The 12,393-nt window shown below is 64.4% G+C and carries 14 protein-coding genes and 1 tRNA gene; 3 read left to right on the forward strand and 12 right to left on the reverse strand.

Going from position 1 to position 12,393, the window contains the following annotated elements; all coding sequences use genetic code 11:
• Positions 1 to 72 precede the first annotated feature (72 nt).
• Positions 73 to 618, reverse strand: a complete 546-nt coding sequence (locus tag BAY15_RS12980; RefSeq protein ID WP_237334259.1) for a GNAT family N-acetyltransferase — start codon at positions 616 to 618, stop codon at positions 73 to 75.
• Positions 619 to 854: 236 nt separating this feature from the next.
• Between BAY15_RS12980 and BAY15_RS12985 the strand changes: the two genes are divergently transcribed.
• Positions 855 to 1,328: a hypothetical protein gene (locus BAY15_RS12985; protein ID WP_068853348.1), complete on the forward strand. Its 474-nt coding sequence runs from the start codon at positions 855 to 857 to the stop codon at positions 1,326 to 1,328.
• 303 nt (positions 1,329 to 1,631) lie between these two features.
• On the opposite strand, the gene BAY15_RS12990 is transcribed toward BAY15_RS12985, so the two are convergent.
• From BAY15_RS12990 to thrS, 11 genes are all read right to left on the reverse strand, one after another.
• On the reverse strand, positions 1,632 to 1,928 hold the full coding sequence (locus tag BAY15_RS12990) for a hypothetical protein (RefSeq protein WP_068853349.1): 297 nt from the start codon (positions 1,926 to 1,928) through the stop codon (positions 1,632 to 1,634).
• A 178-nt stretch (positions 1,929 to 2,106) separates the two neighbouring features.
• Positions 2,107 to 2,997, reverse strand: coding sequence for a hypothetical protein (locus tag BAY15_RS12995; protein WP_068853351.1), 891 nt, complete (start codon positions 2,995 to 2,997; stop codon positions 2,107 to 2,109).
• 362 nt (positions 2,998 to 3,359) lie between these two features.
• A tRNA-Pro gene (locus BAY15_RS13000) sits at positions 3,360 to 3,436 on the reverse strand.
• Positions 3,437 to 3,503: 67 nt separating this feature from the next.
• On the reverse strand, positions 3,504 to 3,860 hold the full coding sequence (locus BAY15_RS13005; protein ID WP_068853353.1) for a MerR family transcriptional regulator: 357 nt from the start codon (positions 3,858 to 3,860) through the stop codon (positions 3,504 to 3,506).
• A complete protein-coding gene (locus BAY15_RS13010; protein WP_005410432.1) occupies positions 3,841 to 4,140 on the reverse strand; it encodes an integration host factor subunit alpha in 300 nt (99 codons plus the stop codon). Before BAY15_RS13010 ends, BAY15_RS13005 begins: the two co-directional genes overlap by 20 nt.
• Positions 4,141 to 4,166: 26 nt before the next feature.
• Positions 4,167 to 6,545 (reverse strand): phenylalanine--tRNA ligase subunit beta, encoded by a 2,379-nt coding sequence (gene pheT, locus BAY15_RS13015; protein ID WP_068854713.1) that lies wholly within the window; start codon positions 6,543 to 6,545, stop codon positions 4,167 to 4,169.
• A gap of 58 nt (positions 6,546 to 6,603) precedes the next feature.
• The gene (locus BAY15_RS13020; protein WP_068853355.1) at positions 6,604 to 7,599 is read right to left on the reverse strand and encodes a phenylalanine--tRNA ligase subunit alpha; all 996 of its coding nucleotides are present in this window, start codon (positions 7,597 to 7,599) and stop codon (positions 6,604 to 6,606) included.
• 192 nt (positions 7,600 to 7,791) lie between these two features.
• Positions 7,792 to 8,151, reverse strand: a complete 360-nt coding sequence (rplT, locus tag BAY15_RS13025) for a 50S ribosomal protein L20 (RefSeq protein ID WP_003484828.1) — start codon at positions 8,149 to 8,151, stop codon at positions 7,792 to 7,794.
• Positions 8,152 to 8,161: 10 nt separating this feature from the next.
• A complete protein-coding gene (rpmI, locus tag BAY15_RS18925) occupies positions 8,162 to 8,359 on the reverse strand; it encodes a 50S ribosomal protein L35 (protein WP_017355265.1) in 198 nt (65 codons plus the stop codon).
• A 552-nt stretch (positions 8,360 to 8,911) separates the two neighbouring features.
• Complete coding sequence (gene infC / locus BAY15_RS13030) at positions 8,912 to 9,451, reverse strand: translation initiation factor IF-3 (RefSeq protein WP_026070650.1); 540 nt, start codon at positions 9,449 to 9,451, stop codon at positions 8,912 to 8,914.
• Between the two features lie 47 nt (positions 9,452 to 9,498).
• Complete coding sequence (gene thrS, locus BAY15_RS13035; RefSeq protein WP_068853357.1) at positions 9,499 to 11,403, reverse strand: threonine--tRNA ligase; 1,905 nt, start codon at positions 11,401 to 11,403, stop codon at positions 9,499 to 9,501.
• Positions 11,404 to 11,824: 421 nt separating this feature from the next.
• On the opposite strand from thrS, the gene BAY15_RS13040 reads away from it, so the two are divergent.
• Together BAY15_RS13040 and BAY15_RS13045 are read left to right on the forward strand one after the other, a co-directional pair.
• A complete protein-coding gene (locus BAY15_RS13040) occupies positions 11,825 to 12,124 on the forward strand; it encodes a hypothetical protein (protein WP_068853359.1) in 300 nt (99 codons plus the stop codon).
• Positions 12,124 to 12,387, forward strand: a complete 264-nt coding sequence (locus tag BAY15_RS13045) for a hypothetical protein (protein ID WP_068853362.1) — start codon at positions 12,124 to 12,126, stop codon at positions 12,385 to 12,387. Before BAY15_RS13040 ends, BAY15_RS13045 begins: the two co-directional genes overlap by 1 nt.
• The last annotated feature ends 6 nt before the right edge of the window (positions 12,388 to 12,393 follow it).

Genomic DNA, 12,393 nt, shown 5'->3' on the forward strand with positions numbered 1-12,393 from the left:
GGCGGCAGACGCGCCCGGAAGAGCGGACTGTCAGTCCCTGGTAGAGCGGACTGTTAGTCCCGGTAGAGCGGACTAACAGTCCGCTAGCCCCTCAGCAAGCACACATTCCATCGGCTGATACACAAGCCCCAGATACTCCCCCACCTCCCCCGCGACCCGGAACCCAAACCGCTCATAAGCCGGCACCGAGCTCAACGACGCCCGCACCGTAACAACCCCGCCCCGCGCGCACTCCAGCAGCGCCGCCATCAGCGCCCGCCCAACCCCCTGCCCCTGCCACCCTGGCGCCACGAACAGCGTCGCCACGTGCTGGCCGCCCATCAGCTCGGCCACCCCGACAACCCGCCCGGCGGTCTCGAAGACGAACATGTCGTTGTCATCGGACATGCGGTCGGCAAACCCGTTGATCGACACAATGCCGGTAAAGGTCTCAATCCCCAGCGGCGACAGCGACGGCGCCACCGCCTCCATGAAGGACGCCATGCACACCGCGCTGGCCTGCTCCAGATCTGTGGCTCTTAGTCGCCGCACTGCCATTGGGGTACCCTCCATGAAAATCGGTTTGAAACTGACATCTGGATGGTAGCTGGCGCGACGCAGCCAGTGCAGCGCGCCCACACAGAATGCACCCGGCGCACAAACCAAGCGCGTCCTGCGACACGGTTTGATCAAGGAAAGGGTCCCTACCGCACAGTTCGTCGCCCCAACCATTGACGGCCCGTCTCATCACACGCAGCATCCGTCCGTCGCCGCACATCCGGCGGCCGGAATTGGCGTTCCGAAGCCAAAGGCGCACCAGCGCCCATCGGCATTCCGCAGGGCGGTGGATCTCACTTCTCCTGAGGAATTCCGCAATGTCCAATGACTCCCTCGCAGCCCCGACCCGCGTCACCGTCCACCTCGCTCACTACTTCGGCGATATCTCCGACTCGCTGGAATGGAACAGTTCGGCATGGGTCGAACTCGAGAAGCGCCTGGCTGCCACCACGCGACCGCTCGATTCGCTGACCATCGGCGAGATCATGCAGGCCCTCTCTGAGACCCGCTGCGGAAGCTCCCCGGATGCGGGCAACTTCGTCAAACGCATGATCGGCCAGCACGACCCTTCTCGACACGACCTGTTTCGCGTCATACGCAAGCTGTTTCGTATCTATGATCTGAGGATCGTCGAACTGCTTGAGCTGATCGATGTGCTGGAACGCTGCCCTGGCACGGTGGAAGACATGCCCATAAAGAACCTCCTCGCGCTGATCGCCATCGTGGACATCGACGAAGAACCCCCTGCTCAACTAGAAGAAGACAGCCGTCCGCCTTCAACCACGCACTGAAGCCAACGCACACCAACGAAAAAGGCCCGAAACGGGCCTTTTCGTTACCACCGTGCAATGACGCAGCAATCTCCTTAGCAGGCCCTCCATGTCACCACGGAAGGGGGTTCGGAGCATCCCCAGCCATGCTGGGAAATCATTGCAAAAGCTACTTGTCGTTTAGCAGCCAGGCCCTCAGCGGATGTAGCCTGAAACATCGACCATGCATTCACCGCCAGCTCTTTGCCTTCTACAACCATGTGAAGTTACTACGCCCGCGCGAACACGCTTCACCCCACTCAACACGCCTCGACTTCTACCCCGTCACGGATGGCGCTCCTGAGGCAACTGATCGCGCATTTCATCGGGTCGCAATGTGGGCTCGCTCCGCCTGGATATTTCGTTGGAGATTTTCAGCGCCGCATCGATGATGCAGCGGACGCGACGAATCTGCTCTTCAAGTTCTGGAAGACTCACATGCTCATTGAGTCTGTAGTCCGCCTGGACTCGAGCGGCCCTCGCCACTTCCAACGACTGCACCATCCGCTTCTTCAGCGGAACGAGGCTACTAAGATCGACACCAAGACGATCCGTACGCCACTCCTTAAGACGCTCGACCATCTCTGTGTGGGAAAGTCGTCCAACCCTTGCCGCGACGCAGCGCCTGGACGCTGGAAGCCTGTCGACAATAGGGTGAAGAGCATGGAAGGCCGCGTAGTACGATCTGCTCGATGCAGCGCGAAGCGTAACTTCGTCGGAATGGTCGCATGCATGCCGCTTCCCAAAATCACGGAGGTGCTCAGGAGTGATTGGCACGGGGCGCCTCCCTCAACGTGGGGATGAAGGCAATGGTTGCAGTGCCGGAGTTGATGATTGGGAAATCACGATCCACGAGGACCCCACAGAACTCCCACTCTGCCTCCCAGCAGATATCGGGTGTGGCGACGATCAGCAGCTGGAAGTGCATTGCGGTCGCGCGATCATCGTGGGGAATGAAGGACGACTTCACCGCGACGACCTTCAGCCTCTTCTGGCGGAGGAACCGGATGGCACAGCCAATCGGCTCCGACCACGCGTCGACACTCAAGCCTTGGTCTGCAAGCACCTGCTCCGCATCCTCCGCCGAGAACGTATATACGCTGGAAGGCAATGGCTCCGGCAAGTCCTCCGTGGCAAGCATTTTTTCGCGGACCATCTCAGGAGCGGAGGCAATGCCGAAATCGCCGTCGAAAGCATGTCCGCCCGGATTTCCACCTAAAGCGGCTACGCGCTGTCGAAGTTGGAAGGCATCATGCAGCAGGCCGACATATCCAAGCAGGCTGATCACCGCGCCCATGGCAGCGAAGTTGCCATCCAAGCCAGGCCGAAACGCGATGAATTTCTCCTTTACCTTCCCAACCTGTCCTGTGACACAGAGCATCGCCAGCCAACGAACCCGGATATTTAGATTTCCCGGCTGAAGGCGAAGTGCGCAGGCGAACATTTCGTCCGCAGCATCAAAGGCATTCTTGATGGCCGATGCGTACGCACGCAGCTCCCAAGCCCCAGCTGCATCTATCGACGCAAGCTCGTCCGCGCGCCTTTGAACTCTGCGTACCGTAACCAGGTCATTGGCACCCAACTTGAGTGCCTCAAACGCCTCGCCTAATGTGTTGTTGAATATGGTGTCGGGAGTGGCGCTGTTAGACATGAAAGCGCGTCTGGAAATCAGGGGGGCGCAACCGTACCACCGCGCAATAGTCAGAAAGGTGCGCCCTGTCCCAGTGTTTTACTTGGAACTAGTGCACCGTGCACGGAAACTTCAAACCTTGATCGCGTTATCAAAACCAAGCGCGAAGAACGTGCCCAAACTGACATCTCCAGCAGCTCAGCCGGCATATTTCAGACGAGTTAGTAGATAGGGCCTACCCTGCCCACCTCACGCCAGCGACCAACTTGTCGGAATCCAACCTTTCCTAAGACCCAACCGCTTGCTAGTTCTGGTCGTTGACACCGCCAAAACAAAAAAGGGCCCGCACCAGAAGTGCGAACCCTTGATCGTGTCACCAACAATGGTCGGGACGGCCGGATTTGAACCGACGACCCTCTGCCCCCCAGGCAGATGCGCTACCAGGCTGCGCTACGCCCCGATGTTGCTGGTGTTGTCCCCGCCTCTCAGCGGGCCGACGAGTATAACCGGTTTGATCGAAAAATGGTTCAGCGACGCAGCAGCTGGAGTACTTCTTCCAGCTCCATCCGCGTCTGCTTGATGATCTGGTTGCTCAGCGCCGATTCGTCGCGCGCGCCGGCACCTTCCAGGCGCAGGCGGGCACCGCCGATGGTGTAGCCCTGTTCGTAGAGCAGGCCGCGGATCTGGCGCACCATCAGCACGTCGTGGCGCTGGTAGTAGCGGCGGTTGCCACGGCGCTTGGCCGGTTCCAGGCTGGGAAATTCGGTTTCCCAGTAGCGCAGCACGTGCGGCTTTACATCGCACAGCTCGCTGACTTCACCAATGGTGAAGTAGCGCTTGGCCGGTATCGGCGGAAGTTCGCGGTTACTGCCCGGATCCAGCATATGCCTCTACCCTTTCCTTGAGCTTCTGGCCCGGACGGAAGGTGACCACCGTACGGGCGGAAATCGGAATTTCCTCGCCGGTCTTCGGGTTGCGGCCCGGGCGCTGGTTCTTGCGCCGCAGGTCGAAGTTGCCGAAGCCGGAAAGCTTCACCTGACGTCCCTGTTCCAACGCTTCACGCAGTACATCGAAGAACGCGTCGACAAATTCCTTGGCTTCGCGCTTGTTCAGACCCACTTCGTCGAACAGCTTTTCGGCCATCTCAGCCTTGGTCAATGCCATTGCCTGCTACCCCCCATGCTGCCCGCTCAACCGCGGATCCGGGCGTGGTGTTCACGCTCCATTGCGGCCACCGCCTCGGTGACCACCGCATCCACGTCGCGGTCCGTCAGAGTGCGCGACTTGTCCTGCAAAATCAAGCCCATAGCGAGACTCTTGAAGCCCGGCTCGACCCCCTGGCCGACGTAGCGGTCGAACAGGGTCACCTGGCGCAGCAGCGGGCCCACGGCCCGGCGCAGGGTGGCTTCCAGGTCCGTCCAGGCGGCCGCTTCCGGCACCAGGAAGGCCAGGTCGCGGCGTACCGAGGGGAAACGGGACAGCTCGGTGGCGCGCGGCAGGCTGCGGGCGGCCAGCGGGGCCAGGTCCAGCTCCATGCCGAACACGTCCACGTCGATGTCCATCGCCTTGGCCAGGCGCGGGTGGATCTGGCCGATCCAGCCGATGCTGGCGCCATCGCGCAGCACCTCGGCCGAGCGCGCCGGGTGGCCGTACGGGCGGGTGGAGGGCACGAAGCTGAGTGCGGCGCCGGAGGCGGCGGCCAGCGATTCCAGGTCGCCCTTGAGGTCATGGAAATCGACCTTGCGGGTGGCCAGGCCCCACTGCTGCGGGGTGGCATCGCCACACACGGCCACGGCCACGCGCTGGGTTTCCAGCGGGGCGGCGCCCTGCCCGGCCTGCGGATGGAACACGCGGCCCAGCTCGAACAGGCGCACGGTGCCCTGCTGGCGCGCGGCATTGCGGCCCAAGGTGGCCACCAGGCCCGGCAGCAGCGCTGGGCGCATCACCGCCAGCTCGGCCGACAGCGGGTTGGCCAGGGCCACCACGTTGTCCTGCAGCTGCCACTGGGCCAGCAGGCCGGCGTCGACGAAGGCGTAGTTGATGGTTTCCTGCAGGTCGCGGGCCACCAGCTGGCGGCGCGTGCTCAGGTCGTCCAGGCGGGTTTCGCTGGGCATGGCGATCCGCGCGGCACCGCCCGGCAGGGTGGTGGGAATGCGCTCGTAGCCGTGGATGCGGGCCAGCTCTTCAATGAGGTCCTCTTCGATGGCGATGTCGAAGCGGCGGCTGGGCGCGGTGACCTGCCAGCCATCGGCGGCGGCGGCCACGTCCATGCCCAGCGCGCGCAGGATGCGCTCCACGTCGGCATCGGCAATCTGGATGCCCAGCACGCGGGCGATGCGCGCACGGCGCAGGCCGATGGTGGCGGTGGCCGGCAGGTCGGCTTCGCGCACGGCTTCGGTCACCGGGGCCGGGGTGCCGCCGGCCAGGTCCAGCACCAGGCGGGTGGCGTATTCAATGGCGGTGCGCGGCAGCGCCGGGTCCACGCCACGCTCGAAGCGGTGGCCGGCGTCGGTGTGCAGGCCCAGCTTGCGGCCACGGCCCATGATGGCGGCCGGCGCGAAGTGCGCGGCCTCCAGGAACACGGCGGTGGTGTCGTCGGTGACGCGGGTGTCATGGCCGCCCATGATGCCGGCCAGGCCCACCGGACGGTCGGCGTCGGTGATGACCAGGAAGCCGTCATCCAGCGCGGCGTCGCGGCCATCCAGCAGCTTGAGGGTTTCGCCGGCGCGCGAACGGCGCACGGCGATGCTGCCCTGCAGGGTGCCCAGGTCGTAGGCATGCATCGGCTGGCCCAGTTCCAGCATCACGTACTGGGTGATGTCGACCAGCAGCGACACCGGGCGCACGCCGCTGCGGCGCAGGCGCTCGGCCATCCACAGCGGGGTGGCGGCGCGCGGGTTCACGCCTTCGATCACACGGCCCAGGTAACGCGGCGCTTCGGCGCCGGCGTCGAGGGCGATGGTCAGTTCGCGGGTGCCCACGGCGGCGATCGGCGCGGGATTGAACGGCACCACTTCACTGGCGCACGCGGCGGCCACGTCGAAGGCGATGCCGCGCACGCTGAAGCAGTCGGCGCGGTTGGGGGTGAGCTTGATCTCGATGCTGGCGTCGGGCAGGCCCAGGAACTCCACCAGCGACTGGCCCACCGGGGCGTCATCGGGCAGCTCGAACAGGCCCGAGGCGTCGCCATCCAGGCCCAGTTCCTTGGCCGAGCACAGCATGCCGTTGGAATCCACGCCGCGCAGCTTGGCCGCCTTGATGTTGAAGTCGCCGATCTTCGCGCCGATCATCGCCAGCGGCGCGACCAGGCCCGGGCGCGCGTTGGGCGCGCCGCACACGATCTGCAGCTGCTCGCCCTGCCCGGCATCGACCTGGCAGATCTGCAGGCGGTCGGCTTCGGGGTGGCGCTCGGCGGTGACGATGCGCGCCACGACCACGTGGTCCAGGCTGGCGCCGAGGTCGGTGACCTCTTCAACTTCCAGGCCGATGGCGGTCAGCACCGCGCTCAGCTCGTCGCGCGAGGCGGTGGTGGGAACGTGGCTGCGCAGCCAGTTTTCAGAGAATTTCATGGTGTCACCCTGGTGGGCCCGGCGCATGCGCCTGGGCCGTGATGAATGTCGTTCGGCGTTACGCGAATTGCTTGAGGAACCGCACGTCGTTCTCGAAGAACGCGCGCAGGTCGTTCACGCCGTAACGCAGCATGGCAAAGCGCTCCACGCCCAGGCCGAAGGCGAAGCCGGTGTAGCGCTCCGGGTCGATGCCCACGTTGCGCAGCACGTTGGGGTGGACCATGCCGCAGCCGAGCACTTCCAGCCAGCGGGTGCTGCCATCGGGCTGCTGCCAGGCGATATCCACTTCCGCGCCGGGCTCGACGAACGGGAAGTAGCTGGGGCGGAAACGCATCTCGAAATCGCGTTCGAAGAACGCACGCACGAACTCGGACAGGGTGCCCTTGAGGTCGGCGAAGGTCGAGTGCTCGTCCACCAGCAGGCCTTCCACCTGGTGGAACATCGGCGAATGGGTCTGGTCGCTGTCGCTGCGGTACACCTTGCCGGCCGCGATCATGCGCAGCGGCGGCGCGTGGTCGCCCATGTAGCGCACCTGCACACCGGAGGTATGCGTGCGCAGCAGGCGGCCATCGCCGAAGTAGAAGGTGTCGTGCATGGCACGCGCCGGGTGGTGCGGCGGGAAGTTGAGGGCTTCGAAGTTGTGCCAGTCGTCTTCGATTTCCGGGCCTTCGGAGAGCTCGTAGCCGAGGCGGCCGAAGATTTCGGTGATGCGCTCCAGGGTGCGGGTCACCGGATGCAGGCCACCGCGTTCGGCGCGGCGCCCCGGCAGGGTGATGTCGATCGCTTCGGCGGCCAGGCGCGCGTCGAGCGCGGCATTCTCCAGCACGGCCTTGCGTTCGCCCAGCGCGCGGGTCAGCGCGTCACGGGCCTGGTTGATGGCTTCGCCGGCGGCCTTGCGCTCGTCGGCCGGCAGTGCACCCAGCTGCTTGAGCTGTGCGGTAATGCTGCCGCTCTTGCCGAGCAGCGCCACGCGCAGGGCTTCCAGCGCATCGGGGCTCTGGGCGGCGGCCACGTCGGCCAGCGCCTGGGTGGTCAGGGATTGGATGTCACTCATGGATAGCCTGGACCTCGCGTCGGTATGCCTTCGCGATGCGCGCCGGGCCGACCCCCGTCGCCACCGCTGTCGGGACGGCACCCGGTTGGGCTGCCGCCGCCACAAAAAAGAATGGGGAAGGACTTGCGCCCTTCCCCATGCATTGCCTTACCCGCAGCCGTTGCGTTTGCACGGCAACGGCGGGGAGAGGACTTATGCCGCCAGCGCGCCCTTGGCCTTTTCGGCCAGTGCTGCAAAACCAGCTGCGTCGTGCACGGCGATATCGGCCAGGACCTTACGATCCAGGGTGATACCCGCCTTGAGCAGGCCGTTCATGAAACGGCTGTAGCTCAGACCATTGATGCGGGCAGCCGCGTTGATGCGGGTGATCCACAGCGAACGGAAATTACGCTTCTTCTGCTTACGACCGATGTAGGCGTACTGCTGGGCCTTGATGACGGCCTGCTTGGCAACGCGGAACACCTTGCGGCGGGCGTTGTAGTAGCCCTTGGCCAGGGTCAGAATTTTCTTGTGGCGGCGACGCGCCTGTACGCCACGCTTTACTCGTGCCATGGGTCAGTCCTCAGAGGTAGGGAAGCATACGGTTCAAACGGCCTGCGTCTTCTGCACGAACATGGTTCGTCTGACGCAGATTGCGCTTCCGCTTGGTCGACTTCTTCGTGAGGATGTGGCTACGGTTGGCGTGGCCAGCCTTGAACTTACCGGAGGCGGTCTTGCGGAAACGCTTGGCCGCCGCCCGGTTGGTCTTGATCTTGGGCATTGCAATGTCCTTGATGATGTTTTGTCACTGACCAGGGCGGTGGCATTGCCACACTTTCCGTCCGTGCCCTTGCCTGCTTGTAAGCCCGGGATCCCCGTTGGGAACCAGGCCGGTCCTGTTGCCGTTGAAAAGCTTGAAACCGTTCAAAACAGCAGCCCCGCGAAAAAAACGGGGTCGCCCATTATGCATGGGTTGGGGAACGGGTGCAAGCTGTTGATCAGGCGGGGTTTGCCGGGTCTTGGGCCCGGAACCTGAACGAAACGGACGGCATTGCCGTCACAGCGACTGGGTGTCGCCGGCTGGGTGTCGCCCGACTGGGTGTCGCCCGGCTCGGTGTCGTCGGCTGGGTAGAGCCGACTGTTAGTCGGCTGCCCTTGGCGGCATGGCGGGAAAGCAGCCGACTAACAGTCGGCTCTACCCCGTCGTACCCCGGCTCTACCCCGTCGTACCCCGTCGTACCGCCGTCGCCACCCCGTCGCCTGCCCAGGAGCCGACGAACCGGGGGTTCCGCGCGGCCACGTTCGACGTGGCGCGCGTCGCGCCAGAGCGCGGTTACTTCTTCTTCGGCGCGATCATCATGACCATCTGGCGGCCTTCCAGGCGCGGGCGGGACTCGATCACGATGTCCTCGCCCAGATCGGCTTCGATCCGGTTGGCCATTTCGCGACCCAGTTCCTGATGGCTCATTTCACGACCACGGAAGCGGATGTTCACCTTGATCTTGTCACCCTCTTCCAGGAAACCGCGCATCTTGCGCAGCTTGATCTGGTAGTCGCCTTCATCGGTGACCGGGCGGAACTTCACTTCCTTGATCTCGACCTGCTTGGTCTTCTTCTTGGCCTCGTTGGCCTTCTTCTGCGCTTCGAACTTGAACTTGCCGAAGTCCATGATCTTGCACACCGGCGGATCAGCCTGCGGCTGAATCTCGACCAGGTCCAGACCTTCGTCTTCGGCCATCGACAGCGCTTCGTCACGCGTCAACACGCCAATCATTTCACCGTCACTGCCGATCACGCGTACGCGCGGCACCCGGATTTCCTGATTCTTGCGGTTCTGTTTGTTGTCAGGGGTACTGATATTGCAATCTCCCAGAGGAATCAAACCGGCCCTCGCGGATCATCCGCAGGGCCGGGACTTTCTTACACAGACTGTTCTGCCTGCAACCGCTCGACGAACGCCTGGACGGACATGCTGCCCAGATCCTCGCCCGAGCGCGTACGCACGGCTACGGCGCCATTTTCCTTCTCACGGTCGCCCACCACCAGCAGGTACGGGACCCGCTGCAGCGTATGCTCGCGAATCTTATAACCGATCTTCTCATTGCGCAAATCCGACGTTACCCGGAAGCCTTGATCTGCAAGGGTTTTCGTTACTTCCTGCACGTATTCAGCCTGGGCGTCGGTGATATTGGCCACCACCGCCTGGGTCGGGGCCAGCCAGGCCGGGAACTGGCCGGCGTGGTGCTCGATCAGGATGCCGATGAAGCGCTCCATGGAGCCCACGATGGCCCGGTGTAGCATGACCGGGTGCTTCTTCTGGCTGTTTTCGTCCACGTACTCGGCGCCGAGGCGGCCGGGCATCATGAAGTCGACCTGCATGGTGCCCAGCTGCCAGGTGCGGCCGATGGCGTCCTTGAGGTGGTATTCGATCTTCGGGCCGTAGAAGGCGCCCTCGCCCGGCAGCTCCTGCCATTCCACGCCACAGCTGGACAGCGCCGAACGCAGCGCGGCCTCGGCCTTGTCCCAGGTGGCATCGTCGCCCAGGCGCGATTCCGGGCGCAGGGCGATCTTGATCTGGATCTCCTCGAAGCCGAAGTGCTGGTACACCGCCAGCGCCTGCTGGTGGAACGCGGTCACTTCCGATTCGATCTGCGATTCGGTGCAGAACACGTGGCCGTCGTCCTGGGTGAAACCACGCACGCGCAGGATGCCGTGCAGCGCGCCGGAGGGCTCGTTGCGGTGGCACGAGCCGAACTCACCGTAGCGGATCGGCAGGTCGCGGTAGCTGTGCAGGCCCTGGTTGAACACCTGCACGTGGCCCGGGCAGTTCATCGGCTTGACCGCGTAGGTGCGCTTCTCCGATTCGGTGAAGAACATGTTGTCCTGGTAGTTGTCCCAATGGCCGGACTTCTTCCACAGGCTCACGTCCAGGATCTGCGGGCAGCGCACTTCGCCGTAGCCGCTCTTCTGGTAGACCTTGCGCATGTACTGTTCCACCACCTGCCACAGGGCCCAGCCCTTGGGGTGCCAGAACACCAGGCCCGGGGCCTCTTCCTGCAGGTGGAACAGGTCCTGCTGCTTGCCGATGCGGCGGTGGTCGCGCATTTCGGCTTCTTCGATGCGCTTGATGTAGGCCTCAAGCTGCTTCTTGTCGGCCCAGGCGGTGCCGTAGATGCGCTGCAGCTGCTCGTTCTGCGCATCGCCGCGCCAGTAGGCGCCGGAAATGCGGGTCAGCTTGAAGGCCTTCAGGAAGCGCGTATTGGGCACGTGGGGGCCGCGGCACATGTCCACGTATTCCTGGTGGTAGTACATGCCCATGGCCTGGATGTCCGGCGACATGTCTTCGATCAGGCGCAGCTTGTAGTCCTCGCCACGGGCTTTGAAGATTTCAATCACCTCCGCGCGCGGGGTCATCTTCTTGACCACGTCGTAGTCCTGCGCGATCAGCTCGCCCATGCGCTTTTCGATGGCGGCCATGTCGTCCGGGGTGAACGGGCGCTCGGAGTGGATGTCGTAATAGAAGCCTTCGGCGATCACCGGGCCGATCACCATCTTGGCGTCCGGGTACAGCTGCTTGACCGCATGACCAACCAGGTGCGCGGCCGAGTGGCGGATGATCTCCACGCCTTCCTCGTCCTTGGCGGTGATGATGCGCAGGCTGGCGTCGTGGTCGATGACGTCACTGGCATCGACCAGCCTGCCGTCCACCGAACCGGCGATGGTGGCCTTGGCCAGGCCGGCGCCGATCGACTGGGCGACGTCCATGACACTGACGGGGTTTTCGAACTCACGGCGGCTGCCGTCGGGAAGCGTGATCGCAATCATGGCTGGGGCTTTGTGCTGGTGGGCCTGCGGCGCAGGCCAGGGAAACAGGGTCGAGGGTGTCCGGGGCGCGCGGCCGGATAAAAGAAAAGCGCCATGAAGGCGCCTGGGCAAGGGGCCGTCATGACGTTCAGCGCTGGGCGGTGGTAGTGCTCATGTCGCACGCTGGACCGGCGCTGGGCGCGGGTCACCTTGTTGCCTCGAGGTGGATGCCTCGATCTTAAACCAAACGGCCGGGGAAGCCCAATCCCGACGGCATTCGCCCGGTGGCGGGCACTACTGAACAGGCCGCTGTGGCGATTGAAAACAGCAATGATTACCATGCGCAGGTTGCCGCACCGCCCGGCCCGTCTTCGTTTCCAAGGATTTCCATGCCCTGCGCCGCCCCTTCGGCCCGCACGCCCCTGCCCCGCGCGGCGCGCCCATGCTGAGCGCCGATGCCCTGGCCCTGCTGTATTGCGCGCTGGCCGGCGCCGCCTCGGCCTTTTCGGCGCTGGCCTTCTATGCTGCCTCCCCGCACTGCCGCTGGCCCCGCCTGCGCCGCGCGGGGCGGCTGGGCCGCCAGCTCGGGCTGGTGGCGGCGGCCACCTCGCTGTGGCTGTGGATGGGCCAGCTGGGCTTTGCCACCGGCTTCTGCGTCACCCTTGGCGGCTGGATGCTCACGGCGATGGTGTTGCCCTATGTTGCTGCCTGGACGCGGCCGGATGCGGAGGCGCGGCGCTGATGTGGGCACGTGCACTGGCCGGCCTGCTGGCGGGCTTCTTCGTGGCTGCGGCCGTCACCGGGTTGATCACCTGGCTGCCGCCAGGTCCGTGGCAGTCGGTGATCGTGCCCGGCATGATCGCCTTCATTCCATTGTGGATGCTGGCCGCGCTGTGGGCCTTCGCATTCCGCACCGGGCCGCGCGCGTGGGGGTGGCTGAGTGCCAGCGCCGCGTTCGGCTTCGGCCTGCTGTGGCTGCTGCGCCACTTCCACTGGGTGCAGTGAGGCCTA

It is taken from the genome of Stenotrophomonas rhizophila, from assembly GCF_001704155.1.
GTDB lineage: Bacteria > Pseudomonadota > Gammaproteobacteria > Xanthomonadales > Xanthomonadaceae > Stenotrophomonas > Stenotrophomonas rhizophila_A.

Bases quoted from the DNA above. Each gene is read 5' to 3' on its own strand.
- BAY15_RS13005 (WP_068853353.1), bottom strand. From the start codon at position 3,860: ATGCTGGATCCGGGCAGTAACCGCGAACTTCCGCCGATACCGGCCAAG.
- BAY15_RS13040 (WP_068853359.1), top strand. From the start codon at position 11,825: ATGCTGAGCGCCGATGCCCTGGCCCTGCTGTATTGCGCGCTGGCCGGC.
- pheT (WP_068854713.1), bottom strand. From the start codon at position 6,545: ATGAAATTCTCTGAAAACTGGCTGCGCAGCCACGTTCCCACCACCGCC.
- rpmI (WP_017355265.1), bottom strand. From the start codon at position 8,359: ATGCCCAAGATCAAGACCAACCGGGCGGCGGCCAAGCGTTTCCGCAAG.
- BAY15_RS13020 (WP_068853355.1), bottom strand. From the start codon at position 7,599: ATGAGTGACATCCAATCCCTGACCACCCAGGCGCTGGCCGACGTGGCC.
- rplT (WP_003484828.1), bottom strand. From the start codon at position 8,151: ATGGCACGAGTAAAGCGTGGCGTACAGGCGCGTCGCCGCCACAAGAAA.
- BAY15_RS12990 (WP_068853349.1), bottom strand. From the start codon at position 1,928: ATGGTCGAGCGTCTTAAGGAGTGGCGTACGGATCGTCTTGGTGTCGAT.
- thrS (WP_068853357.1), bottom strand. From the start codon at position 11,403: ATGATTGCGATCACGCTTCCCGACGGCAGCCGCCGTGAGTTCGAAAAC.
- BAY15_RS13010 (WP_005410432.1), bottom strand. From the start codon at position 4,140: ATGGCATTGACCAAGGCTGAGATGGCCGAAAAGCTGTTCGACGAAGTG.
- BAY15_RS13045 (WP_068853362.1), top strand. From the start codon at position 12,124: ATGTGGGCACGTGCACTGGCCGGCCTGCTGGCGGGCTTCTTCGTGGCT.
- BAY15_RS12985 (WP_068853348.1), top strand. From the start codon at position 855: ATGTCCAATGACTCCCTCGCAGCCCCGACCCGCGTCACCGTCCACCTC.
- BAY15_RS12995 (WP_068853351.1), bottom strand. From the start codon at position 2,997: ATGTCTAACAGCGCCACTCCCGACACCATATTCAACAACACATTAGGC.